The organism is Pseudomonas sp. M1, assembly GCF_022760135.1.
Classification (GTDB): Bacteria; Pseudomonadota; Gammaproteobacteria; order Pseudomonadales; family Pseudomonadaceae; genus Pseudomonas; species Pseudomonas citronellolis.
In genome coordinates, this window is record NZ_CP094343.1 from 328,030 (window position 1) to 350,414 (window position 22,385).

Genomic DNA, 22,385 nt, shown 5'->3' on the forward strand with positions numbered 1-22,385 from the left:
AACAACTGGCACTCAACGATTGCGCGTCAGCAGCGCCGGGCGTTCGCCCTTTTCGCGGCGCGGTTCCAGTTCTTCCAGTTGCTCGGCGGTGGGGAAGCGGTCGCCGCGGACCAGGTCGCGCTTGTTGATCACCACCGGCTGGCGGGTCGGCTTGGCGGCGCCGTACTCGCTCGGCTCGCGCAGCGGCGCATCGCTCATCAGCGAGGGTTGGCCCTTGCCGCCGCGCTTGCGGGCGGCGCGCTGCTTGCCCTGGGCGTTGCCGCCCTGGCCGCCGCGGGCCTGGCCGTTGGCGTTCTTGCCACGAGGGCCCTGGCCACCCTGGCCGGTGCCTTTCTGACCCGGCTTGCCCTGCTTCTGGCCTTGGCCTTGGCCCTGAGCCTGGCCCTGGCCGCGGGCACGCTGGCCTTGGGACGCCTGGCCCTGGGGCTGGCCGCCGCGACGGCGCTGGCCGCGTTGCACGTCCTTGTCCGGGAAGGGGCTGACGTAGTCGGCGCGGTTGCCGAAGTTGTCGTAGTCGTCGTCGAGGAATTCCTCGGGGTCGCGGTCGTCGTTCTGCGCGGCCGGCTTGGGTGGCCTGGGCTGCTTGGCCTGGCCGTCGCCGCGCTGGGCCTGCTGGCCCGGCTGCTGGTCGCCCTGGGCCTCGCCCTTCTTCTTGCCGCGGCCGCCACGACGGCGGCGCTTGCCGGCCGGCTTGTCGCCCTGCTCGGCGCCGGCGTCGGCATGGGCTGCCTCGGCGGCGGGTTGCGCCTGCTGCGGCTCCTTGTCCCTGGGCTTGCGCTCGCGCTTGGCCTTGTCCTTGCGCGGCTGGCGCTGGGGCTGTTCCTTGGGCTCGGGCAGGGCCACTTCCGGCAGCACCGCCTCGGGGTCGAAGCCCTGGGTGTCGCCGGCGGGAATCTGCTGCCTGGTCAGGCGCTCGATGGCCTTGAGCAGCTTCTCTTCGTCCGGGGCCACCAGCGAGATGGCCTCGCCGCTGCGCCCGGCACGGCCGGTACGGCCGATGCGGTGGACGTAGTCTTCCTCGACGTTGGGCAGCTCGTAGTTGACCACGTGGGGCAACTGGTCGATGTCCAGGCCGCGGGCGGCGATGTCGGTGGCCACCAGGATGCGCACATCGTTGGTCTTGAAGTCGGCCAGGGCCTTGGTGCGCGCGTTCTGGCTCTTGTTGCCGTGGATCGCGGCGGCCGGCAGGCCGTGCTTGCTCAGGTACTCGGCGAGGCGGTTGGCGCCGTGCTTGGTGCGGGTGAAGACCAGCACCTGCTCCCAGGCGCCTACGGTCACCAGGTGCGCCAGCAGGGCGCGCTTCTGTGCCGAGGGGATGCGGAACACGCGCTGTTCGATGCGCTCGACGGTGGTGTTCGGCGGGGTGACCTCGATGCGCTCGGGGTTGTGCAGCAGCTTGTTGGCGAGGTCGGTGATGTCTTTCGAGAAGGTCGCCGAGAACAGCAGGTTCTGGCGCTTGGGCGGCAGCTTGGCGAGGACCTTCTTGACGTCGTGGATGAAGCCCATGTCGAGCATGCGGTCGGCTTCGTCGAGGACCAGGATCTCCACGCGGGAGAGGTCGACGCTGCCCTGGCCGATCAGGTCGAGCAGGCGGCCGGGGCAGGCCACCAGCACGTCGACGCCCTTGGACATGGCCTGGACCTGGGGATTCATGCCGACGCCGCCGAAGATGCAGGCGCTCTTCAGGGGCAGGTCGCGGGCATAGACCTTGAAGCTGTCGTGGACCTGGGCGGCCAGTTCGCGGGTCGGCGTCAGCACCAGCACGCGCGCCTGGCGCGGGCCGTGGCGGTGTTCACGGTCGGGATGGCCTTCGGGGAACAGCCGCTCGAGCACCGGAAGGGCGAAGCCACCGGTCTTGCCGGTGCCGGTCTGGGCCGCGACCATCAGGTCGCGACCTTGCAATACGGCGGGAATCGCCCGCTCCTGGACAGGGGTGGGCTGGCTGTAGCCCGCCGCCTCTACTGCGCGGGCCAGCGCCTCGGAGAGACCGAGGGAGGAAAAGGACATGCGGGGTATTCCTATATGAGCCGGCGGCTGGCCGGCGAATGTGAAGTCACCAAGTTCTTCGAACTCCTCTGTACCCTCGTTCCCGTGGCGGGAAGAGGGACGGCGCGGGGCGCTGCGTATGCACCCATGGCCGAGCTACTGGCAGGGGCCCTCGCGGGCTCCTCCGGGGGCCGGCGGCAAGGGCCGCCGGCCTGGGGTTTGCGCCCGGCCCCGGAAGGGCAGAGGCGCTGCCAGCGCCGGCCTGCCGTTCAGAGCAGGTCCTGCTGGCGTAGGTGCTGGCGTATCTCCTTGAGCCTTGGGCCGAGGAGATGGCGCAACACCTTGTGGTTCAGCCATTCACCGAGCTGCTCTTGCACCGGCTGGTCGGGATGGCGTGCGATGACGTTGGTCGCGGCCTTTTCCCACCAGACGGGGCCGCAGGCCCGGTCGAACTCGTTGTCGTAGTCGTGGCACCCGTAGAACAGCTCCAGGCTGAACTGGCGCATCGGGACCGGCAACGGCAGTGTTCTCAGCTTGTACAGCAGGCGCGCGGCACGTGGTGGACGCGGCAGGCGGTCGGTCACCAGCAGGGTGTCGTCGAGAGCCAGGGGGCTGAGAAGGGACGTTCGGTGCTTGTGCAGCCAGGCCTGGGCTTTCGCCCGGAACAACTGCTTGCGGCTCCAATAATGGTGGATGAGGTCGGTACAACCGACGGGTTCCAGTTGTCTGTAGGCCGCAATCGCCAGAACGAACTCTTCAAGATTATAGGCTGCGCGGGCAATTGGGTAGAGGTCATCCATCAATTCCAACGAACGGTCGAGTACGAGGGCGTCTTCGCGGGTCAGTCCGATCACCCCGGAATTGATCAGCGGCGTCCGTTCGTCGGCCAGCCCGCGGGCCTTCAGGGGCTCGATCAGCTGGCGATAGACGGGCGCCTGCGAGTCGCCAAGCCGGTGCCGCACGGCGTTGCACAGCAGGGCGCCGGGCCGCACCTGGGCGAACAGCCGGGCCGGCGATACGCGGAAGAAGGTGTCGGTGTCGATCAGCACGGCGGCGGGCAGTTCGTCGAGCGCCTGGCGCAGGGCCACGTGCTTGGCGCGGAAGTGATAGCCGTGCGGCCCGTACCAGCCGGCCAGGGTGCCTGCGTCGATGTGGCGCACCCGCACCGGCAGCCCGGCGTAGGGGGCGCCGTCATCGGTGACGACCTGGATGTCCAGGCGCAGCCGCGGCGTTTCCCGTGCCCGGGCGATGGCGCTGGCGATGCTGAACAGGGCTTCCTGATGGTAGGTCTGGCGACCGTACACGAGGTAGATCAGAGAGGGGGCATGTGCCATGCCATGTGCAACCTCTAGCGTCCTGGCCGGTGAACCGCCGCCCGTGGCGGGCGGCGGAACGCCGTTGCGCTAGCGGGGCAGCTTCAGGTTTTTCCACAGTGCCAGGCTGGGGTCGGCCTGGTTCAGCGTGTAGAAATGCAGCCCGGGGGCGCCGCCGTCCAGCAGACGTTCGCACATCTCGGTGATCACCTGCTCGCCGAAGGACTGGATGCTGGCGATGTCGTCGCCATAGGCTTCCAGCTGCTTGCGGATCCAGCGGGGGATTTCGGCGCCACAGGCGTCCGAGAAACGCGCCAGCTTGGAGTAGTTGGTGATCGGCATGATGCCCGGGACGATCGGGATGTCGACGCCCAACTTCTGTGCACGCTCGACGAAGTGGAAATAGCTGTCGGCGTTGAAGAAATACTGCGTGATTGCACTGTCAGCACCGGCCTTGACCTTGCGTACGAAATTGGCCAGATCATGCTCGGAATTGCGTGCCTGCGGATGTACTTCCGGGTAGGCCGCGACCTCGATGTGGAAGTGGTCGCCGGTCTCGGCGCGGATGAACTCCACCAGTTCGTTGGCGTAGCGCAGCTCGCCGCTGGCCATGCCCATGCCCGAGGGCAGGTCGCCGCGCAGGGCGACGATGCGGCGGATGCCGGCGTCCTTGTAGTGGGCGAGCAGGGCGCGCAGTTCGGCCTTGGTGTCGCCGACGCAGGACAGGTGCGGCGCGGTGGGGACGTTCACCTCGCCGTCCAGCTGCAGGACGGTGACCAGGGTACGGTCGCGGGTGGAGCCGCCGGCGCCGTAGGTGCAGGAGAAGAAGTCCGGCTTGTAGCCGGCCAGCTGGCGCGCGGTGGCCAGCAGTTTTTCATGCCCGGCTTCGGTCTTGGCGGGGAAGAACTCGAAGCTGAAGCGGCGATCGGATGTCGTCATGGAACAGATCCGCAAGAGGCTGTCGGGACGTGATCGCTGAAGGCTGAAGGCTGAAGGCTGAACGAAAAAGCGCACCGAGCTGCCTTTTCGTCCAGCCTTCAGCCTCCCGCCTCCAGCGGCTTTTTTAGTAGCGATAGGTATCCGGCTTGAACGGACCTTCGACGGTCACGCCGATGTACTCGGCCTGTTTCGGCGTCAGCTGGGTGACCACGCCGCCGAAGCCGCGGACCATCTCCAGGGCGACTTCCTCGTCGAGCTTCTTCGGCAGCACTTCGACGGTCAGGCGCTTGGCCTTCTCGGCGGCCGGCTGGTCGGCGAACTTGCGCTCGAACAGGTGGATCTGCGCCAGCACCTGGTTGGCGAAGGAACCGTCCATGATGCGGCTCGGGTGGCCGGTGGCGTTGCCCAGGTTCACCAGGCGGCCCTCGGCGAGCAGGATCAGATAGTCGTCGTTGTGCGGATCGAAGCCGTCCTTGCCGGTGCGGTGGATCTTGTGCACCTGCGGCTTGACCTCTTCCCAGGCCCAGGTCTTGCGCATGAAGGCGGTGTCGATCTCGTTGTCGAAGTGGCCGATGTTGCAGACCACGGCGCGCTTCTTCAGGGCCTTGAGCATGCCGGCGTCGCAGACGTTGACGTTGCCGGTGGTGGTGACGATCAGGTCGATCTTGCCCAGCAGGGCGGCGTCGACGCTGGCCTCGGTGCCGTCGTTCAGGCCGTTCTTGTAGGGCGATACGACTTCGAAGCCGTCCATGCAGGCCTGCATGGCGCAGATCGGGTCGACTTCCGAGACCTTGACGATCATGCCTTCCTGGCGCAGCGACTGCGCCGAGCCCTTGCCCACGTCGCCGTAGCCGATCACCAGGGCCTGCTTGCCCGACAGCAGGTGGTCGGTGCCGCGCTTGATGGCGTCGTTGAGGCTGTGGCGGCAGCCGTACTTGTTGTCGTTCTTGCTCTTGGTCACCGAGTCGTTGACGTTGATCGCCGGGACTTTCAGGGTGCCGGCCTTGAGCATGTCGAGCAGGCGGTGCACGCCGGTGGTGGTCTCTTCGGTGATGCCGTGGATCTTCTCCAGCATCGCCGGGTATTTCTTGTGCAGGATCTCGGTCAGGTCACCGCCGTCGTCCAGCACCATGTTGGCGTCCCACGGCTGGCCGTCCTTGAGGATGGTCTGCTCGATGCACCACTCGTATTCCTGCTCGGTCTCGCCCTTCCAGGCGAACACCGGGATGCCGGCGGCGGCGATGGCGGCGGCGGCCTGATCCTGGGTGGAGAAGATGTTGCAGCTGGACCAGCGCACTTCGGCGCCGAGGGCGACCAGGGTCTCGATGAGCACGCCGGTCTGGATGGTCATGTGGATGCAGCCGAGGATCTTGGCGCCCTTGAGCGGCTGGCTGGCGGCGTACTTGCGGCGCAGGCCCATCAGTGCCGGCATCTCGGACTCGGCGATGATCAGCTCGCGGCGGCCCCAGGCGGCCAGGGAAATGTCGGCGACTTTATAGTCGGTGAAACCGGCAGGCGTCATGACAGCGCTCATGCGTAACTCTCCATTCGTTGTCTGCGAATGGGCGCCGTTGATGCGTTAACGGCCGGCGGACGCCGACCGGGACGCGCCCCGTCCGAGCCTGACAAGCCTTGGCTTGCTGCAGCGCCCCTCGGAACGGGTGGCGGGAACGGCCGGAGCGGAGCCGGCCGGTGAAGCCTGCGGATTATAGCGATGCCGGGCGGCAAGCCAAAGGTTTTCCGTCGTCCGCCGGGCGGCGCCCGCGCCAGGGGCCGTGAATACCCTGGCGCGGGCGCCGCGCCGAACTCAGATCACGCCCTGCTCGCGCAGCTTGCCGATGGCGGCGGCGTCCAGGCCGAGCACGCTTTCGAGGATCTGCTCGGTGTGCTGGCCGAGGGTCGGCGGGGCGTTGCGGTACTCGACGGGGGTCTGCGACAGGCGGATCGGGCTGGCCACCTGGGGCACGGTCCCGGCCAGCGGGTGCGGCAGGTCCACGCGCAGGCCGCGGGCGATCACCTGCGGGTCGGCGAACACCTGGGCCAGGTCGTTGATCGGCCCACAAGGCACGCCGGCCTGCTCCAGCGCGGCGATCCACTGCGCGGTGGTGCGCATCACCGTGGCCTGGCGGATCAGCGGGATCAGCACGTCGCGGTGGGCGACCCGCGCCTTGTTGCTGGCGAAGCGTTCGTCGTCGGCCCATTCCGGGTGTCCGGCCAGTTCGCAGAACTTGCGGAACTGCCCGTCGTTACCGACGGTGAGGATCATGTCGCCGTCGGCGGTGGGGAAGTCCTGGTAGGGCACGATGTTCGGGTGGGCGTTGCCCAGCCGGCGCGGCGGGATGCCGGTGGTCAGGTAGTTCAGCGTCTGGTTGGCCAGGCAGGCCACCTGCACGTCGAGCAGGGCCATGTCGATGTGCTGGCCGATGCCGCTGACGTCGCGGTGGGCGAGGGCGGCGAGGATGGCGGTGGACGAATACAGGCCGGTGAGGATGTCGGTCAGCGCCACGCCGACCTTCACCGGGCCGGCGCCTTCCTCGGCGTCGGAGCGCCCGGTGATGCTCATCAGGCCGCCCAGGCCCTGGATCATGAAGTCGTAGCCGGCGCGCTTGGCGTAGGGGCCGGTCTGGCCGAAGCCGGTGATGGAGCAGTAGATCAGCTTCGGGTTGAGCTGCTTGAGCGACTCGTAGTCCAGCCCGTAGCTCTTCAGCCCGCCAACCTTGAAGTTCTCCAGCACGATGTCGGCCTTGGCCGCCAGCTCGCGCACCAGGCGCTGGCCCTCGGGCCGGGTGAAGTCGATGGTGAGGGATTTCTTGTTGCGGTTGGCCGACAGGTAGTAGGCCGCCTCGCTGGTGTCGCGGCCCTCGGCGTCCTTGAGGAACGGCGGGCCCCAGGCGCGGGTGTCGTCGCCGCTGCCGGGGCGTTCGATCTTGATCACTTCGGCGCCGAGGTCGGCGAGGATCTGCCCGGCCCAGGGGCCGGCCAGGACGCGGGAAAGGTCGAGAACGCGGATATGGGACAGGGCGCCGGACATGGATGACCTCGCAGAGGAGCTGGAAGCGGGAAGCTTGAAGCCGGAAGCCCGCGCCGGAGAGGCTTCCAGCTTCGGGCTTCCAGCTTATGGCTCGTCTTAGAAGAAAGCCTGGATGCCAGTCTGCGCGCGGCCGAGGATCAGCGCGTGGACGTCGTGGGTACCTTCATAGGTGTTCACCACTTCCAGGTTGACCAGGTGGCGGGCCACGCCGAACTCGTCGGAGATGCCGTTGCCGCCGAGCATGTCGCGGGCCATGCGGGCGATGTCCAGGGCCTTGCCGCAGCTGTTGCGCTTCATGATCGAGGTGATTTCCACCGCGGCGGTGCCTTCGTCCTTCATCCGGCCCAGGCGCAGGCAGCCTTGCAGGGCCAGGGTAATTTCGGTCTGCATGTCGGCCAGTTTCTTCTGGATCAGTTGGTTGGCGGCCAGCGGGCGGCCGAACTGCTTGCGGTCCAGGGTGTACTGGCGGGCGGTGTGCCAGCAGGCCTCGGCCGCGCCCAGGGCGCCCCAGGAGATGCCGTAGCGGGCCGAGTTCAGGCAGGTGAACGGGCCGCGCAGGCCGCGCACTTCGGGGAAGGCGTTCTCTTCGGGGACGAACACGTTGTCCATCACGATCTCGCCGGTGATGGAGGCGCGCAGGCCGACCTTGCCGTGGATGGCCGGGGCGGACAGGCCTTCCCAGCCTTTCTCCAGGACGAAGCCACGGATCTGGCCTTCGTCGTCCTTGGCCCAGACCACGAAGACGTCGGCGATCGGGCTGTTGGTGATCCACATCTTGGCGCCGGACAGGCGGTAGCCGCCGTCGACCTTCTTCGCGCGGGTGATCATCGAGCCCGGGTCGGAGCCGTGGTTCGGCTCGGTCAGGCCGAAGCAGCCGATGTATTCGCCGCTGGCCAGTTTCGGCAGGTACTTCTGCTTGGTGGCTTCGTTGCCGAACTCGTAGATCGGCACCATGACCAGGGACGACTGCACGCTCATCATCGAGCGGTAGCCGGAGTCGACGCGCTCGACCTCGCGGGCGATCAGGCCGTAGCACACGTAGTTCAGGCCGCTGCCGCCGTACTCGGCGGGGATGGTCGCGCCGAGCAGGCCGGTCTCGCCCATCTCGCGGAAGATCGCCGGGTCAGTCTGCTCATGGCGGAAGGCCTCCAGCACGCGCGGGGCCAGCTTGTCCTGGGCGAACTGCTGGGCGCTGTCGCGAACCATGCGCTCTTCTTCGGTGAGTTGCTGATCCAGCAGCAGCGGGTCTTCCCAGTTGAAGCTTGCTTTGGTGGCCATCGGGTTACCTCGGGGCAGTGACAGGGTGTCCGACCAGTTTAGGCGGACGCAGTGCGGTCGATCCTAGTCAGCCGCCGACCGGTGCGGCAACCGACTAATTCGCACGCTGTTGTGCTATTTTCTCACTCCGTGATGGCCCGGGCCCCATGAAACGAATGTTTGAATGGCCTGTTTCCCGGGCTTCGCGGATCACGAGATTCCCAAGAGGCATTCGATGCGGCGCAAGATCCCCACCACCGCGGCGCTGGTCAGCTTCGAGTCGGCGGCGCGCCACGAGAGCTTCACCAAGGCTGCCGAGGAACTGTCGCTGACGCAGAGCGCCATCTGCCGGCAGATCGCCGGGCTGGAGGCGTTCCTCGGCGTCGAACTGTTCCGCCGTTCGCGGCGCGGCGTCAAGCTCACCGAGGCGGGGCTGGGCTACAGCCGGCGCATCGCCGCGCGGCTGGACGCAGTGGAGCGCGACACCCTGGCGGTGATGGGCCAGCAGGGCGGCGGCAGCATCGAGCTGGCGGTGGTGCCGACCTTCGCCACCCAGTGGCTACTGCCGCGGCTCAAGGCCTTCAAGGGGCTGTACCCGGAGGTCACGGTGAACCTGACCAACCGCACCCGGCCCTTCCTCTTCGCCGACACCGACTTCGACTGCGCGCTGTACTTCGGCGACGGCGCCTGGTCCGGCACGGTGAAGCACTTCCTCATGCGCGAGAACCCGGTGCCGGTGTGCAGCCCCGAGCTGCTCGAAGGCCGCGCCAGCCTCGGCGCCGAAGAGATCGCCGCGCTGCCGCTGATGCAGCAGACCACCCGGCCCTACGCCTGGCGCCAGTGGTTCGGCTCCCTGGGCATGAGCGTCGCCCACGACATGAGCGGCACCCGCTACGAGCTGTTCTCCATGCTCGCCCAGGCGGCCGAGCAGGGCATGGGCGTGGCGCTGATCCCGCCGATGCTGATCCAGCGCGAGCTGGCCGAGGGCCGGCTGATCGTGGCGATGCAACATGCCTATTTGAGCGAGCATGCCTATTACCTGATGATTCCCGAGCGCAAGGTGGAATCCGCCATCGTCCGCGCCTTCCGCGACTGGTTGGTGGAACAGGCGCGCATCTACCGCGAGGAGGCCGGCCTGGGTTGACCCGGGCCGGGCGAGAAGCGGCGATCCGCGCGATAATTGCGCAGCCGGCGGGGCTCGACCCGTCAACTTGCCGACAAGGCATCGCGCTCACGAGGCGCAACCAGCAAGGAGTCACCATGAATTTCCACACCCGCAAATGGGTAAAACCCGAAGACCTCAACCCCAACGGCTCGCTGTTCGGCGGCAGCCTGCTGAAGTGGATAGACGAAGAAGCGGCCATCTACGCCATCGTCCAGCTGGGCAACCAGCGCGTGGTCACCAAGTTCATCTCCGAGATCAACTTCGTCAGCTCGGCGCGCACCGGCGACATCATCGAGATGGGCATCACCGCCACCGACTTCGGCCGCACCTCGATCACCCTGACCTGCCACGTGCGCAACAAAATCACCCGCAAGAGCATCCTCACCATCGACAAGATGGTCTTCGTCAACATGGGCCCGGACGGCCTGCCGGCGCCCCACGGCAAGACCGAGATCACCTACATCAAGGACCAGTTCAAGGACGGGGACGACCTCGAGCCCTGAGCCTGCGGGCCCGCAGCGACGCATCCAGGCTTTGCATCCGCGCGGTTTCGTGTGAGCCTGTGCCCGCCCACGGCGGGTGCGGGCCAAGGCTCCCCCGTCGTACCACCACAGAAGAAGACCGGGGAGACACCATGCAAGCGCCCATCGCATCCACGCTGCGCCGCCTCGTCGCGGCCACCTGCTGCGCCGTCCTGCTGGGCGGCGCCGCCCAGGCCGCCGAGCCCAAGGCCGACCTCAAGCCCGAGGCCGGCACCTTCAAGATGGGCATGCAGCCCTGGCTGGGCTACGGCCAGTGGTACGTCGCCGAGCAGGCCGGCGCCTTCAAGGCCAACGGCCTGGACAAGGTCGAGCTGGTCAACTTCACCGAAGACAAGGACATGAACGCCGCCCTGGCCAGCGGCCAGATCGACGGCGGCAACCTCGCCACCCACACCGCCATGGCCATGGTTGCCGCCGGCCTGCCGGTGAAGATCGTCCTGCTGCTGGACCAGAGCACCAGCGCCGACGCGCTGATCGTCGACCCCTCGATCAAGACGCTGAAGGACCTCAAGGGCAAGCAGGTCGCCTATGAAGAGGGCACCACCAGCGACATCCTCCTGCACAGCGCCCTGCGCAAGGCCGGCCTGAGCCTGGCCGACGTGCAGCCGGTGCCGATGCCGGCGGCCAACGCCGGTTCCGCGCTGATCGCAGGCCAAGTGCCGGCGGCGGTGACCTACGAGCCCTACCTGAGCGCCGCCAGGCAGCAGAACCCGAAAGTGAACCTGCTGTACAAGGGCTCGGACGACCCGGGCATCATCAGTGACGTGTTCGTGGTCCGCGACGAGGTGCTCAAGCAGCGCCCCGGCCAGGTGCTGGCCCTGCTCAAGAGTTGGGAAGCCGGCCTGAAGCACTACCAGGCCCACACCGCCGAAGGCCGCGCGGCCATCGCCAAGGGCGTCGGCGCCGAGCCGGCGGAGCTGCAGAGCGCCTTCGACGGCGTGCGCTTCTATTCCCTGGGCGAGAACAAGGCCGAGCTGAAGGGCGCCTTCGTCAAGGACTCCTTCGCGCACATCCAGAAGGCCGCCAGCGAAGCCGGCATCATCCAGCAGCCGGTGACCCCGGAGCAGGCCGTCGACGCGCGCTTCGCCGAGGCGCTCTGACGCACCCCGCGCGCCGGCTCCGGGCCGGCGCGCTTTCCCCGTTACCCCGAGCCCAGCATGAACGCCCGTAAACCCTCCCCGCTGTTCGTCATCGGCAAGCCGCTGGCGCGCACCCACCTGCTGCTGATCGGCGGCGGCGTATTCGTCCTGCTGGCCCTGGCCTGGTGGGCGGCCGGCGCCAGCGGCGCGGTGCCGAAGATCTTCCTGCCGGCGCCCGGCGACGTCTGGGCGCGCATGCTCAGGCTGGCCGCCGACGGCACCCTCTGGGCCGACCTGAAGGTCAGCGTCTACCGCATCCTGGTGGCCTTCGCGATTTCCTCGGCGATGTCCATCGTCATCGGCGTGTTCGCCGGCTGCTACGGCTTCTGGAAGGCCGCCACCGAGCCGCTGGTGGACTTCGTGCGCTACATGCCGGTGGTGGCCTTCGTGCCGCTGAGCATCCTCTGGGCCGGCACCAGCGACTTCCAGAAATTCCTCATCATCTGGATCGGCACCTTCTTCCAGCAGGTGCTGATGGTGATGGACGCCATCAAGCGCGTGCCGCCGGACTTCGTCGGCCTCGGCCGGACCCTGGGCATGCCCGACCGGCGCATCCTCCTGAAGATCGTCCTGCCCAGCGCCCTGCCGGGCATCTGGGACGCCCTGCGGATCAGCCTCGGCTGGGCCTGGACCTGGCTGGTGCTGGCCGAGCTGGTGGCCGCCACCTCGGGCCTGGGCTACCGCATCGTGGTGTCGCAGCGCTTCTTCCAGACCGACACCATCATCGGCTACATCCTGCTGCTCGGCCTGCTGGGGCTGGTCACCGACCAGGCCATGCGCGCCGCCGAGCGCGTCCTGTTCCGCTACAACCGGAGGCGCGGCTGATGGCGACCCTGGAGATTTCCGGCCTGAACAAGAGCTTCGCGGTCGGCAGAGAGCGCCGCGAGGTGCTGCGCAACATCGACCTGACCCTGGCGGACAACGAGTTCGTCTCCATCGTCGGCACCTCCGGCTGCGGCAAGAGCACCCTGCTGTCCATCGCCGCGGGGCTTGAGGACTTCGACAGCGGCAGCGTCAAGGTCGACGGCGTGCCCATCGCCGGCCCCGGCCTGGACCGCGGCGTGGTGTTCCAGGCCTACACCCTGCTGCCCTGGCTGACCGCGCGGCAGAACGTCGAGTTCGCCCTCAAGGCCGCCGGCCGCTCCCGCGCCGAGTGCCGCGAGATCGCCGCCGAGCACCTGCAGCTGGTGAAGCTGGAGAAGTTCGCCGACGCCTATCCCAGCGAGCTGTCCGGCGGCATGAAGCAGCGCGTGGCGATCGCCCGGGCGCTGTCCTACCGGCCGAAGATCCTGCTGATGGACGAGCCCTTCGGCGCCCTGGACGCCATGACCCGCCACCAGATGCAGGAGCTGCTCACGCGTATCTGGGAGACGCACCGGCTGACGGTGATGTTCGTTACCCACGACGTCGAGGAGGCGGTCTACCTGTCCGACCGCATCGTGGTCATGGGCCTGGGCCCGGGGCGGATCAAGACCACCTTCGACGTGGGCCTGCCGCGCCCGCGCCGCGAGGAGATGGCCGGCAGCGCCGAGTTCATCGAACTGCAGCGCCAGGTGCTGCGCTCGATCCGCGAGGAAGAGGCCGGCGCCGCGGTGCTCTGAGGCTCACCAGCGGCCGGAGGCCCCGCCGCCGCCGCTGGAACCGCCGCCACCGCCGAAGCCGCCGCCACCCCGGCCACCGAAGCCGCCCCCGCCGAAACCGCCGCCGCGCCCGCCACGGAAGAAGCCGGCCGGCAGCAGGAAGAAGGGGTAGGCGATGAGGGCGAAGACGAAGGCGCTGACGCCGTTGTTGACCAGCGCGGCGAAGCTGAAGGTCAGCACCAGGCTGAGCACGCCGGCCAGCACCCCGACGATCACGCTGCACACCACATAGCGACCGAAGCTGCGCTGGCGCATGAACGGCAGCGGCAGCAGGCGCCCCAGCAGCGGCACGCCGGCCAGCAGGGCGAACAGCGGCAGCAGGCTGCCGGCCGGCAGGCCCAGGTCGTCGCCCTGCGCAGCCTGCTGGGGCTCGGGCAGCGCCTCGCCGTCGATCAGCTTCTCCAGGCTGTCCACTCCGGCCTGCACGCCGCCAGCGAAGTCGCCTTCGCGGAAGTGCGGGACTATCTGCTCGCGGATGATGCGCCCGGCCAGGACGTCGGTGACGGCGCCCTCCAGGCCGTAGCCGACCTCGATGCGCAGGGCGCGGTCGTCCTTGGCCACCACCAGCAGCACGCCGTCGTCCACGCCCTTGCGGCCCAGCTTCCACTGCTCGAAGGCGCGCACCGCGTACTGCTCGATGCTCTCCTCGCCGGTGCTGGGGATCATCAGCACCGCCAGTTGCGCGCCCTTGCGCTGCTCCAGCGCCGCCAACTGTTGTTCAAGGCGGCCGCGCTGCTCGGCGTCGAGGGTGGCGGTGAGGTCGGTGACCCGCGCGCTCAGCTGCGGCACGGCCACCTCGGCCCGCGCCAGGCCCGCGCAGCACAGCAGGGCCAGCGCCAGCAGCCAGGCGCGCATGCTCATTGCGCCGGTTGCGGCTGCGGCGTGCCGAAATCGACCTTGGGCGCGGTGGAGATGGCCGCCTCGTTCTCCACGCTGAAGTTGGCCTTGGGCTGGTAGCCGAAGATCTTCGCGGTGATCACCTGCGGGAACTGGCGGATCAGCACGTTGTAGTCCTGCACCGCCTTGACGTAGCGGCCGCGGGCCACGGTGATGCGGTTCTCGGTGCCTTCGAGCTGCGTCAGCAGGTCCTTGAACAGGCCGTCGGCCTTGAGCTGTGGATAATTCTCGGTGACCACCAGCAGCCGCGAGAGCGCCGAGCTGAGCTCGCCCTGGGCCTGCTGGAAGCGCTGCATGGCCGCCGCGTCGCCGAGCTGGTCGGCGTTGAGGGTGGTGCTGCCGACCCTGGCCCGGGCCTCGGTGACCTGGGTGAGCACGGCGGCCTCGTGGGCGGCATAGCCTTTCACGGTGTTGACCAGGTTGGGCACCAGGTCGGCGCGCCGCTGGTACTGGTTGAGCACTTCGGACCAGGCCGCCTTGACCTGCTCGTCGCCGGCTTGCATGGCGTTGTAGCCGCAGCCGGTGAGCAGGGAGACGAGGACGTAGCAGCACAGGAACTTGAGCATTCGGGGCATGGCAGGGGGACTCTGGCGATCGCGAAACCCCCAGTCTAGACCAGTCACGCCCCTCGGTGCGGAGCTGTATACGCACTTCAGGCCTTTCCGAGGCTTGCCGGGCTTGGGGGGCGAGGCGCTAGAATCGCAACTGGTCTATACCAGGAAGCCCCGCCTTGTTCGCCACCGCCCTGGTGCTGCTCGCCGCCGTGCTCCACGCGGCCTGGAACACCCTCGTCAAATTCAGCGCCGACCGCCTGCTGGTGGTGGCCTGCATGGACCTCGTCGGCCTGCTCGTGGCCCTCGCCCTGCTGCCCTGGATCAGCCTGCCGCCGGCGGAGGTCTGGCCCTGGCTGGGCAGCGCCGTGGCCCTGCAGCTGGTCTACCGGGTGCTGCTGATCCAGGCCTACAAGGTCGGCGACCTCGGCCTGGTCTACCCGCTGATGCGCGGCCTGTCGCCGCTGGTGGTGCTGGCGCTGACGCTGCTGGTGGGCGGCGAGCAGCTCAGCGACCGGCAGGTCCTCGGCATCCTGCTGATCCCGCTGGGCATGCTGTTCCTGCTCAAGGGCGGCGGCGGTTCGCGGCTGCCCTGGATCGCCTTCCCCGTGGTGCTGCTGATGGGCCTGTGCATCGGCAGCTACACCTGGACCGACGGCCACGCGCTGAAACGCTGGCCGCAGCCGCTGGACTATCTGGTGTGGCTGACGCTGCTCTCCGGCGTGCCCTTCCCGCTGCTCGCCCTGGGCACGCGCACCCGCGCCTTCGCGCGCTTCTGGCAGACGCAGTGGAAGCTCGGCCTGAGCGTCGGCATCTGCGTGATGGCCAGCTACGGCCTGGTGCTCTGGGCCATGCAGCTGGGCTCGGTGGCCGAGGCCGCGGCGCTGCGCGAGACCAGCGTGGTGCTGGTGGTGCTGTTCGGCATGCGCTTCCTCAAGGAGCCCTTCGGCCTGCCGCGCCTGCTGGCGTGCAGCCTGGTGCTGGCGGGGATGCTGGTGATGAAACTCTGAGCTTGGCGAACAGGCCGCGAGATTGGCCGCTTTGGCGCACGCATCCGCCCGCCGGCCACTGACCTTCGCCTATGCTTGGCGGCAACCTGCCGACTTCCCAGCCGACGAGACCTCCGTCCATGCCCATCGCCTTCTGGTGCATCCTGATCGCCATCTTCCTGCCCTACCTGGGCACCAGCATCGCCAAGTTCACCGGCGGCGGCTTCGGCCCCCGGCAGAACCACGACCCGCGCACCTTCCTGGCCGGCCTGGAGGGCTACCGCAAGCGCGCCAACGCCTTCCAGCTGAACAGCTTCGAGGTCACCCCGGCCTTCGCCATCGCCGTGCTGGTGGCCTACGTGGTGGGCAACGCCGAGCCGGCGACCCTGGATACCCTGGCCATCGCCTGGCTGACCAGCCGCCTGCTCTACCTGATCTTCTACCTTGCCGACCTGGCGCTGCTGCGTTCGCTGGTGTGGTTCGTCGGCATGGCGCTGATCGCTGCCTTCTTTGTGGTCTCCGCCTGAACCGCAGCTGAACGGTTCGCGCATCGCTGCGGCGGATGGCCGCAGGCGGGCGCGCGGGCTCTGGATCAATGCCGGGTAGCGGCGGATAATCCGCCGCTCCCGTGTCTGGCCTGTCCTACAAGAGTCCGCTCATGAAGCTGAAGACCCTGCTCGTCCTGCTGTTGGCCGGTGCCGCCCTGGCCGGTTGCCACCGCCTCGATCCGAATTCCCCGCTGGCCAAGCGCCAGGCGATCTTCAAGCAGATGCTCCACGCCAGCGAGGACATGGGCGGCATGCTGCGCGGCCGCGTGGTCTTCGACGCCGAGAAATTCCGCGCCGACTCGGTCAAGCTCAACGAGCTGGCCGGCCAGCCCTGGCAGTATTTCCCCACCAGCAAGCCGACCGACGAGGGTGGCGACAGCCGCGCCAAGGACGAGCTGTGGCAGCGCCAGCTGGAGTTCCAGGCTGACGCCAAGACCTTCCAGCAGGCCGCCGCCGCGCTGGAGGCCAACACCCGCCAGGCCACCCCGACCGCCGACGGCGTGCGCAAGGACCTGGCCGCGGTGGAAGATGCCTGCGAGGCTTGCCACAAGAAGTTCAGGGCGCTTTGACGGGCGCTCCGTTTTTTGTAGGAGCGAGCTTGCTCGCGAACGGTGTTCTGCCGATGGGGTGGTGCGCATCCTCAAGAGCGCCCTCTCCCTAACCCTCTCCCTGAAGGGAGAGGGGACCGTTGGGCAGGGTTGGGTGTTCTGGAGTCAGCCGGCTGCTCCGCTGGTTTCCAGCTGAAACCGTTTCTTCTCTCGGCACGGACTAGCCCCCTCTCCCTTCAGGGAGAGGGTTGGGGAGAGGGAACGGAGTCGACCTGAAGCAACAGTGCAACAGGGAGACTCCGTTCGCGAGCAAGCTCGCTAGCCAGCCAGGCAACCAGCCCCACTCACTCCTCCAACTCCCGCTTCGCCTGCTCCAGCTCCGCGCGGGCCTCGGCCAGCTTGTCCTTGCGCTTCTCGATCTTCTGCGCGTCGCCCTTGTTCATGGCCTTGCGCAGGTCGCTTTCGCGCTGGCTGACTTCGCGCTCGGCGTCCAGCACGCGCTGGGTGCGCTTTTGCGTCAGGCTGCCGTCAGTGCAGTAGGTGCGGGCCTTTTCCAGGGCGGTTTCCAGGCCGGCGATGGCGCCCTTGTCGCCGCGGGCGCGGGCTTCTTCCAGCTTGCCGGCGATGGCCGCCTGCTTGGCGGCGCAGCCGCTCAGGGGCTGCTCGGGTTGCGCGGCGAAGGCGCCGGTGCAGAGCAGTGCGGCGAGGCTGAGGGTAATGGATCGGAACATTCTCGGGTCCTGCGTTACCAAATGAGATATCGATGCTGACGAACGTCTAGAGTTTGCCATTAAGCGCGCGCGTGGGGGTTGCCCCATGGCAGTCCGCGGCCTGGTCGATCCATTGAACGCGCTCCGTCGGGCGGAGCGGGGGAGGCTGGATGCGTATCGCGATTCGCCTGGTTCAGACGCTGATCCTGCTGTTGCTGGCGGCCCTGCTGGTGGGCGCCTGGTACCTGCTGCCCGGCGAGCAGTTGCGCCCGCCGATGCTCACCGGGGTGAGCGAGGACAGCTCCCTGCGCGCCGGCGGCCTGCGCCGCGGCTACGTGCTCTACGTGCCGCCCAACCTGGCGCCGAACCCGGCGCTGCTGGTGGTGCTGCACGCCTCGCGCAGCAACGGCCAGCTGATGCGCCGCGATAGCGGCTTCGGCTTCGACGCCCTGGCCGACCGCGACGGCTTCCTGGTGCTCTACCCGGACGGCTTCGAGGGCCACTGGAACGACTGCCGCAAGGTGGCCAGCTACAGCGCGCGCGCCCGCAACATCGACGACGTGGCCTTCCTCACCCGGCTGGTGCGGCGGATCCAGCGCGAGCGCCAGGTGGACCCGCAGCGGGTGTTCTTCGCCGGCTACTCCAACGGCGGGCAGATGGCCCTGCGCATGGCCGCGGAGTCCGAACTGCCGCTGGCCGGGATCGCCCTGGTGGCGGCCAGCCTGCCGAGCGCGGCGAACGACGCTTGCAGCGAGTCGCAGCGGGCGGTGGCGGCGCTGCTGATGAACGGCACGCGCGACCCGATCAACCCCTACGGCGGCGGGCGGGTGAAGCTGTTCGGCTTCGGCGACCGCGGCGAAGTGCTCTCCAGCGAGGCTTCGGCCGGCGAGCTGGCGCGGCGCAACGGCATCAGCGCGCCGGCGCAGCGCGAGCCGCTGACGCGCCCCGGCCCGGTCTGGTCGGAGCGCTGGCAATGGCGGGGCGAGGGAATGCCGCCGGTGGAACTGGTGAGCGTGCACGGCGGCGGCCATCTGTTGTCGCAGCCGGGCTATCGGCCGCCGCGCCTGTTTGGCATGGCCGACCCCGAGCTGGACGGGCCGGCGGAGATCTGGCGCTTCTTCAAGCAGTTGCCGGTGGCTCAGACTTCCACGGTGCCGTAGGCGTCGAAGCCGCCCTTCTCGCCCGGGTAGCCGCCCGGGTTGGCCACCACCCGGGCGCGGCCGATGCGGTAGTCCAGGGCGTCGTGCACGTGGCCGTGCAGCCACAGGTCGCACTGCTGCACCAGGTGCTCCAGGTCCGAGGCGAAGGCCGGCGACAGGCTGTCGCCGACATATTGCGGCGGAATGGAGCGGGCGCTGGGCGCATGGTGGGTGACCACCACGGTCGGCCCGGCGAAGGGCTCGGCCAGCTGCGCCGTCAGCCAGTCCCGCGAGGCCTCGAACAACTGCTGGCTGAGCGCCGGGGTGAAGGGCGCGGTGAACCAGTCGATGCAGCTGAAGTCGGGCATCAGGCGCAGCGCGCGCTGCAGCGTCAGCGGCAGGGTTTCCTCGCCGTAGAGCAGGAAGTCCGTCCACAGGGTGGCGCCGAGGATGCGCACGCCATCGATGACCACCGCGTCGTTCTCCAGGAAGTGGATGTCCAGGGCGCGGGCCAGGTTGCGCATGGCCTGAGTCAGCTCCGGCAGGTCGGCGTTGTAGAACTCGTGGTTGCCGGCGACGTAGACCACCGGCGTGTCGGGGAAGGCTTCGCGGGCCCAGTGCAGGCCCTGCAGGTGCTCGTGGATGTCGCCGGCCAGCACCACCAGGTCGGCGTCCACCGCGGGCAGCTCGCGGCGGCCGCCGAAGTGCTCGTGGTGCAGGTCGGAAAGGACGCGGATACGCATGCGGGTTGTCTCCTGGCCGGGTCCGGCATTGTGCGGCACGCCCGTGGCCTTGCCCAGCGCTTGACCTGGGTCATGGCAAGGCCGAACAGCGGAAAATTCCCATACGAACTTCAGGGATGATTAAGGCCGCGCGCCCAGTCTCGGACCAGGCTCGCAACCAGGGAGGCCATATGAAGTTCGTAGGCATCGTCATCGCCACCGTGTTGGCGGCGTTCGGGCTGGCGCTCGCGCTCGATCCGCCGGCCACTTTCGATATCTGGGTCCTGCGCAAGCAGGCCATCCTGCTGAGCGGCGTCGTCGCCTTCGCGCTGATGTCGCTGATCATGCTCCTGGCGGTACGCCCGGCCTGGCTGGAGCGGCCGCTGGGCGGGCTCGACCGCATGTACCGGGTGCACCGCTGGGCGGGCATCCTGGCCATCAGCCTGGGCCTGCTGCACTACCTGCTGGAGCTGGGTGGGCCGCTGCTGGCGAAATTCGTCGCCAAGCCGGCGAAGGGGCCGCGGGTGGAGACCTTTCTCGAGGTCTTCCGCGGCTCGGCCAAGGAGCTGGGCGAGTGGTCGGCCTGGCTGCTCGCCGCCATGCTGGTGCTGACGCTCTGGCAGCGCTTCCCCTACCACCTGTGGCGCTACGTGCACAAAGCGCTGGCGCTGGTCTATCTGGTGCTGGCCTTCCATGGCGTGGTGCTGGCGCCGGCCGGCTACTGGGCACAGCCGCTGGGCTGGCTGCTGGCGCTGTGCGCGGCGCTGGGCTCGGTGTGCGCGCTGATCGCCCTGAGCGGGCGCATCGGCCGGCGGCGCACGCACCAGGGCGTGGTGGTGGCGGTGGCGCGGCCCGGCGAGCGCATGCTGGAAGTCACCTGCCGGCTCGGCCGCAACTGGCGGCACAAGGCCGGGCAGTTCGCCTTCCTCACCTGCGACCGCCTGGAGGGGCAGCATCCCTTCAGCATTTCCAGCGCCGACCAGGGCAACGGCGAGGTGCGCTTCAGCATCAAGGCCCTGGGCGACTACACCCGGCGCCTGCAGGACGCCCTGGCGCTGGGCGATGCGGTGAAGGTCGAGGGGCCCTATGGCTGCTTCGACTTCCGCCGCGGCGGCGAGCGCCAGGTGTGGATCGCCGGCGGCATCGGCATCACGCCCTTCCTGGCCTGGCTGGAGGCGCTGCAGCAGCACCCGGCCGATGCGCCGGAAGTGGAGCTGCACTACTGCGTGCGCAGCCCCGCCGACGCCATCTACGCCGGGCGCCTGCGCGAGCTGTGCGACGGCCTGCCCAGCGTGGCGCTGAAGGTCCACTACAGCGCTGAGGAGGGCTACCTGCGCGGCGACGACCTGAGCATGGCGCCGGACGCCGACGGCCGCTGGCCGAGCCTGTGGTTCTGCGGCCCGCAAGGCCTGGCCGACCTGCTGCGGCGCGACCTCGGCCGGCGCGGCATGCCGGCGCGCAATTTCCACCAGGAAGCCTTCCGCCTGCGCTGAGGGCTTAGAAGCCGGCTACCCCGGCCGCGGCGAGCTGGGCGCCCAGGCGCTGCACCTCGTGGTCGGCGAAGAAGGCCTGCAGTTGCCGGGCCCGGACCGGCCCGACGCCCGGCAGCTGGCGCCAGTCGCTGGCCTGCCGGGCGCTCAGTTCGGCCCAACCTTCGGTGGCCGGCAGGCTGTCGACCTGGGGCACGCCCAGCGCCCGCAACCAGTGCTGGAAGGGACGTTGCCGCGCGGCGCGGAACTGGGCGTGCAGGCGTTCGCCACTGTGCTCGGCGAAGCCCGGCAGTTGGCGCAGGGCTTCCGGCGGCAATTCCAGCCAGTCGAGCAGGCCGGCAATCTGGCCGGCTTCCAGCAACGTCTGCCAAGTCCCAGGCCCCACGCCTTCCAAGGCCAAACCCTGTTCGCCGCCCAGCCAGGCGAGACGGGCGAGGAACTGTTCCTCGCAGCCGGGCGTTGCCCGCCAGCAACTGAGCGCGTGGTAGCGCCCGGGCTGCGGCGGCTCTACCGCAAGGCGCTGCGGCGAGCGCCAGACCACGCTTTCCAGCCGCGGGATGGTCAGGCCGGCCAGGGCGATGGCCACCTGGTCGCCGGGGCGGATATCCAGGGCCTGCCAGCGCCGCGTCGAGCCGAGGCTGACCTGGGCGATGCGGCGCTCGTCCAGCGTCACCGGTTGCAGTTCCAGCAGCGGCGTCACCCGTCCGGTGCGGCCGATGCGGAAATGCACCCGGCGCACCTCGGCCAGGGCCTGGCGGTAGGGGTATTTCCAGGCCAGCGCCCAGCTGGCGCTGCCGGCCTGCCAGGCCTTCGCGGCTGGGCGCGAGCCCTGGCGGAGGACGATGCCGTCGCTGGCGAAGGGCAGGGGGCTGCGGTACCAGTGCTCGCGCTGGCGCTGGGCGTCCTCGAAGTCCGTCACCGGTAGCGTCAGGGCCGCGCTGTCCGCGAGGCCCAGCGCTCTCAGGCGCTCCAGGCGTTGCGTCATGTTCCCGGGGCCGTGCGGCAATTCCCAGACGAACAGGCCGACCTGCGAAACCTGTTCGCCCGGCTCGCTGCGCGCCATCAGGCCGGCGACCTTGCCGCGGGCGCCGAGGCCGCCCCTTTGCGCCTGCACGTGGCCCGGCAGGCGCCAGTAGAGTTCGCCCTGCAACACCAGCCGCCCCGTGGCGGGCAGACGTTGCGGCACGGCCGGCAGGCGGCGGGCGTTGGCGGTCCAGTCCTGGCCGCGGATGCCGTCGCCACGGCTGATGGCCTGGACCAGTTCGCCGTCCTGGTAGACCAGCGTCACGGCCACGCCATCGACCTTGGGCTGCACCCAGAGGTCCTCGCGCCCGGCCATCCACAGGCGGACTTCGTTGGCGTCAGCGGCCTTGTCCAGGCCGGTATGGGCTGCGGGGTGACGCAGCTTGCCGCGGCTGGCCGGCAGCGGCGGGGGCGGTTCGATGGCGAGCTGTGGATAACAGTCGCGCCAAAGGCTGAAGCGTTGCCGGGCCTGGTCGTAGAGTTCGTCGGCTATCGGGCTTTCGCCGCGCTGGTGGTAGGCCTGGTCCCAGGCTTCCAGCTGCTGGCGCAGGCCCAGCAGTTCTTCGCCGGCGCGCTGTTCGGGCCAGTCGGGGCAGGCCAGGGAGAGGGTGGGGAGGAGCAGCAGGGCTGAGGCGAGTAGGGCTTTCATCGGCGGGCTTCCTTGCGCCTGGAGGGAGTTCCAGGCTAGGTGCGCCGCTGCCACGAAGGGGCCGGGTGGAGTGTGGGAGGTTTCTGGGATGTGGCGTTATCGCGAAC

21 protein-coding genes and 1 riboswitch are annotated in these 22,385 nt (G+C 68.9%); of the genes, 10 read left to right on the forward strand and 11 right to left on the reverse strand.

The window, feature by feature from the left end:
• Positions 1 to 12: 12 nt before the first annotated feature.
• From PM1_RS01470 to PM1_RS01495, 6 genes are all read right to left on the reverse strand, one after another.
• On the reverse strand, positions 13 to 2,007 hold the full coding sequence (locus PM1_RS01470) for a DEAD/DEAH box helicase (RefSeq protein WP_009613705.1): 1,995 nt from the start codon (positions 2,005 to 2,007) through the stop codon (positions 13 to 15).
• 248 nt (positions 2,008 to 2,255) lie between these two features.
• Positions 2,256 to 3,320, reverse strand: a complete 1,065-nt coding sequence (locus PM1_RS01475; RefSeq protein WP_009613703.1) for a hypothetical protein — start codon at positions 3,318 to 3,320, stop codon at positions 2,256 to 2,258.
• Positions 3,321 to 3,389: 69 nt separating this feature from the next.
• Positions 3,390 to 4,238: a methylenetetrahydrofolate reductase [NAD(P)H] gene (metF, locus tag PM1_RS01480; protein ID WP_009613698.1), complete on the reverse strand. Its 849-nt coding sequence runs from the start codon at positions 4,236 to 4,238 to the stop codon at positions 3,390 to 3,392.
• A 124-nt stretch (positions 4,239 to 4,362) separates the two neighbouring features.
• Positions 4,363 to 5,772, reverse strand: a complete 1,410-nt coding sequence (gene ahcY, locus PM1_RS01485) for an adenosylhomocysteinase (RefSeq protein WP_009613696.1) — start codon at positions 5,770 to 5,772, stop codon at positions 4,363 to 4,365.
• Positions 5,773 to 5,794: 22 nt separating this feature from the next.
• Positions 5,795 to 5,898, reverse strand: a riboswitch (S-adenosyl-L-homocysteine riboswitch).
• Positions 5,899 to 6,045: 147 nt separating this feature from the next.
• Positions 6,046 to 7,269, reverse strand: coding sequence for a CaiB/BaiF CoA transferase family protein (locus tag PM1_RS01490; RefSeq protein ID WP_009613694.1), 1,224 nt, complete (start codon positions 7,267 to 7,269; stop codon positions 6,046 to 6,048).
• A 96-nt stretch (positions 7,270 to 7,365) separates the two neighbouring features.
• The gene (locus tag PM1_RS01495) at positions 7,366 to 8,547 is read right to left on the reverse strand and encodes an acyl-CoA dehydrogenase (RefSeq protein WP_009613692.1); all 1,182 of its coding nucleotides are present in this window, start codon (positions 8,545 to 8,547) and stop codon (positions 7,366 to 7,368) included.
• Positions 8,548 to 8,761: 214 nt separating this feature from the next.
• Here PM1_RS01495 and PM1_RS01500 point away from each other — a divergent pair, with 214 nt between their 5' ends.
• From PM1_RS01500 to PM1_RS01520, 5 genes are all read left to right on the forward strand, one after another.
• On the forward strand, positions 8,762 to 9,670 hold the full coding sequence (locus PM1_RS01500; protein ID WP_009613691.1) for a LysR substrate-binding domain-containing protein: 909 nt from the start codon (positions 8,762 to 8,764) through the stop codon (positions 9,668 to 9,670).
• 116 nt (positions 9,671 to 9,786) lie between these two features.
• The gene (locus tag PM1_RS01505; protein WP_009613689.1) at positions 9,787 to 10,194 is read left to right on the forward strand and encodes an acyl-CoA thioesterase; all 408 of its coding nucleotides are present in this window, start codon (positions 9,787 to 9,789) and stop codon (positions 10,192 to 10,194) included.
• Positions 10,195 to 10,325: 131 nt separating this feature from the next.
• Positions 10,326 to 11,333, forward strand: coding sequence for an ABC transporter substrate-binding protein (locus tag PM1_RS01510; RefSeq protein WP_009613687.1), 1,008 nt, complete (start codon positions 10,326 to 10,328; stop codon positions 11,331 to 11,333).
• Between the two features lie 57 nt (positions 11,334 to 11,390).
• Positions 11,391 to 12,197 (forward strand): ABC transporter permease, encoded by an 807-nt coding sequence (locus PM1_RS01515; RefSeq protein WP_009613685.1) that lies wholly within the window; start codon positions 11,391 to 11,393, stop codon positions 12,195 to 12,197.
• Complete coding sequence (locus PM1_RS01520) at positions 12,197 to 12,973, forward strand: ABC transporter ATP-binding protein (protein WP_009613683.1); 777 nt, start codon at positions 12,197 to 12,199, stop codon at positions 12,971 to 12,973. Before PM1_RS01515 ends, PM1_RS01520 begins: the two co-directional genes overlap by 1 nt.
• A 3-nt stretch (positions 12,974 to 12,976) precedes the next feature.
• Here PM1_RS01520 and PM1_RS01525 read toward each other — a convergent pair whose 3' ends face one another.
• Together PM1_RS01525 and PM1_RS01530 are read right to left on the reverse strand one after the other, a co-directional pair.
• A complete protein-coding gene (locus PM1_RS01525) occupies positions 12,977 to 13,867 on the reverse strand; it encodes a TPM domain-containing protein (protein ID WP_173427883.1) in 891 nt (296 codons plus the stop codon).
• Positions 13,868 to 13,869: 2 nt separating this feature from the next.
• Complete coding sequence (locus PM1_RS01530; protein ID WP_009613681.1) at positions 13,870 to 14,484, reverse strand: LemA family protein; 615 nt, start codon at positions 14,482 to 14,484, stop codon at positions 13,870 to 13,872.
• A 155-nt stretch (positions 14,485 to 14,639) separates the two neighbouring features.
• Between PM1_RS01530 and PM1_RS01535 the strand changes: the two genes are divergently transcribed.
• The 3 genes from PM1_RS01535 (at position 14,640) to PM1_RS01545 (ending at position 16,566) form a co-directional block, all read left to right on the forward strand.
• On the forward strand, positions 14,640 to 15,470 hold the full coding sequence (locus PM1_RS01535) for an EamA family transporter (RefSeq protein ID WP_009613680.1): 831 nt from the start codon (positions 14,640 to 14,642) through the stop codon (positions 15,468 to 15,470).
• Between the two features lie 119 nt (positions 15,471 to 15,589).
• Entirely contained in the window at positions 15,590 to 15,976 is a 387-nt protein-coding gene (locus tag PM1_RS01540; protein ID WP_009613679.1) for an MAPEG family protein, read from the forward strand.
• 131 nt (positions 15,977 to 16,107) lie between these two features.
• Complete coding sequence (locus tag PM1_RS01545; protein ID WP_009613678.1) at positions 16,108 to 16,566, forward strand: c-type cytochrome; 459 nt, start codon at positions 16,108 to 16,110, stop codon at positions 16,564 to 16,566.
• Between the two features lie 323 nt (positions 16,567 to 16,889).
• Here PM1_RS01545 and PM1_RS01550 read toward each other — a convergent pair whose 3' ends face one another.
• The gene (locus PM1_RS01550; protein WP_009613677.1) at positions 16,890 to 17,276 is read right to left on the reverse strand and encodes a DUF1090 domain-containing protein; all 387 of its coding nucleotides are present in this window, start codon (positions 17,274 to 17,276) and stop codon (positions 16,890 to 16,892) included.
• Between the two features lie 149 nt (positions 17,277 to 17,425).
• Here PM1_RS01550 and PM1_RS01555 point away from each other — a divergent pair, with 149 nt between their 5' ends.
• Positions 17,426 to 18,415 (forward strand): alpha/beta hydrolase family esterase, encoded by a 990-nt coding sequence (locus PM1_RS01555; RefSeq protein WP_009613676.1) that lies wholly within the window; start codon positions 17,426 to 17,428, stop codon positions 18,413 to 18,415.
• On the opposite strand, the gene PM1_RS01560 is transcribed toward PM1_RS01555, so the two are convergent.
• On the reverse strand, positions 18,394 to 19,137 hold the full coding sequence (locus tag PM1_RS01560; RefSeq protein WP_009613675.1) for a metallophosphoesterase: 744 nt from the start codon (positions 19,135 to 19,137) through the stop codon (positions 18,394 to 18,396). The two genes, PM1_RS01555 and PM1_RS01560, sit on opposite strands and share 22 nt — an antisense overlap.
• A 170-nt stretch (positions 19,138 to 19,307) precedes the next feature.
• Between PM1_RS01560 and PM1_RS01565 the strand changes: the two genes are divergently transcribed.
• Positions 19,308 to 20,609 carry a ferredoxin reductase family protein gene (locus PM1_RS01565; protein WP_009613674.1) on the forward strand — a complete coding sequence of 434 codons (1,302 nt, stop codon included), beginning with the start codon at positions 19,308 to 19,310 and terminating at the stop codon, positions 20,607 to 20,609.
• A 4-nt stretch (positions 20,610 to 20,613) separates the two neighbouring features.
• Here the strand turns inward: PM1_RS01565 and ligB are convergent, their stop codons facing one another.
• The gene (ligB, locus tag PM1_RS01570) at positions 20,614 to 22,278 is read right to left on the reverse strand and encodes an NAD-dependent DNA ligase LigB (protein WP_009613673.1); all 1,665 of its coding nucleotides are present in this window, start codon (positions 22,276 to 22,278) and stop codon (positions 20,614 to 20,616) included.
• Positions 22,279 to 22,385: the final 107 nt, after the last annotated feature.

What these genes read in the sequence shown, in the direction of transcription:
- PM1_RS01490 (WP_009613694.1), bottom strand. Translation starts at nt 7,269, where the DNA reads ATGTCCGGCGCCCTGTCCCATATCCGCGTTCTCGACCTTTCCCGCGTC.
- PM1_RS01525 (WP_173427883.1), bottom strand. Translation starts at nt 13,867, where the DNA reads ATGCGCGCCTGGCTGCTGGCGCTGGCCCTGCTGTGCTGCGCGGGCCTG.
- PM1_RS01545 (WP_009613678.1), top strand. Translation starts at nt 16,108, where the DNA reads ATGAAGCTGAAGACCCTGCTCGTCCTGCTGTTGGCCGGTGCCGCCCTG.
- PM1_RS01515 (WP_009613685.1), top strand. Translation starts at nt 11,391, where the DNA reads ATGAACGCCCGTAAACCCTCCCCGCTGTTCGTCATCGGCAAGCCGCTG.
- PM1_RS01470 (WP_009613705.1), bottom strand. Translation starts at nt 2,007, where the DNA reads ATGTCCTTTTCCTCCCTCGGTCTCTCCGAGGCGCTGGCCCGCGCAGTA.
- PM1_RS01510 (WP_009613687.1), top strand. Translation starts at nt 10,326, where the DNA reads ATGCAAGCGCCCATCGCATCCACGCTGCGCCGCCTCGTCGCGGCCACC.
- ligB (WP_009613673.1), bottom strand. Translation starts at nt 22,278, where the DNA reads ATGAAAGCCCTACTCGCCTCAGCCCTGCTGCTCCTCCCCACCCTCTCC.
- PM1_RS01540 (WP_009613679.1), top strand. Translation starts at nt 15,590, where the DNA reads ATGCCCATCGCCTTCTGGTGCATCCTGATCGCCATCTTCCTGCCCTAC.
- PM1_RS01555 (WP_009613676.1), top strand. Translation starts at nt 17,426, where the DNA reads ATGCGTATCGCGATTCGCCTGGTTCAGACGCTGATCCTGCTGTTGCTG.
- PM1_RS01475 (WP_009613703.1), bottom strand. Translation starts at nt 3,320, where the DNA reads ATGGCACATGCCCCCTCTCTGATCTACCTCGTGTACGGTCGCCAGACC.
- PM1_RS01550 (WP_009613677.1), bottom strand. Translation starts at nt 17,276, where the DNA reads ATGTTCCGATCCATTACCCTCAGCCTCGCCGCACTGCTCTGCACCGGC.
- metF (WP_009613698.1), bottom strand. Translation starts at nt 4,238, where the DNA reads ATGACGACATCCGATCGCCGCTTCAGCTTCGAGTTCTTCCCCGCCAAG.
- PM1_RS01495 (WP_009613692.1), bottom strand. Translation starts at nt 8,547, where the DNA reads ATGGCCACCAAAGCAAGCTTCAACTGGGAAGACCCGCTGCTGCTGGAT.
- PM1_RS01530 (WP_009613681.1), bottom strand. Translation starts at nt 14,484, where the DNA reads ATGCCCCGAATGCTCAAGTTCCTGTGCTGCTACGTCCTCGTCTCCCTG.
- PM1_RS01520 (WP_009613683.1), top strand. Translation starts at nt 12,197, where the DNA reads ATGGCGACCCTGGAGATTTCCGGCCTGAACAAGAGCTTCGCGGTCGGC.
- PM1_RS01560 (WP_009613675.1), bottom strand. Translation starts at nt 19,137, where the DNA reads ATGCGTATCCGCGTCCTTTCCGACCTGCACCACGAGCACTTCGGCGGC.
- PM1_RS01505 (WP_009613689.1), top strand. Translation starts at nt 9,787, where the DNA reads ATGAATTTCCACACCCGCAAATGGGTAAAACCCGAAGACCTCAACCCC.
- PM1_RS01500 (WP_009613691.1), top strand. Translation starts at nt 8,762, where the DNA reads ATGCGGCGCAAGATCCCCACCACCGCGGCGCTGGTCAGCTTCGAGTCG.
- PM1_RS01565 (WP_009613674.1), top strand. Translation starts at nt 19,308, where the DNA reads ATGAAGTTCGTAGGCATCGTCATCGCCACCGTGTTGGCGGCGTTCGGG.
- ahcY (WP_009613696.1), bottom strand. Translation starts at nt 5,772, where the DNA reads ATGAGCGCTGTCATGACGCCTGCCGGTTTCACCGACTATAAAGTCGCC.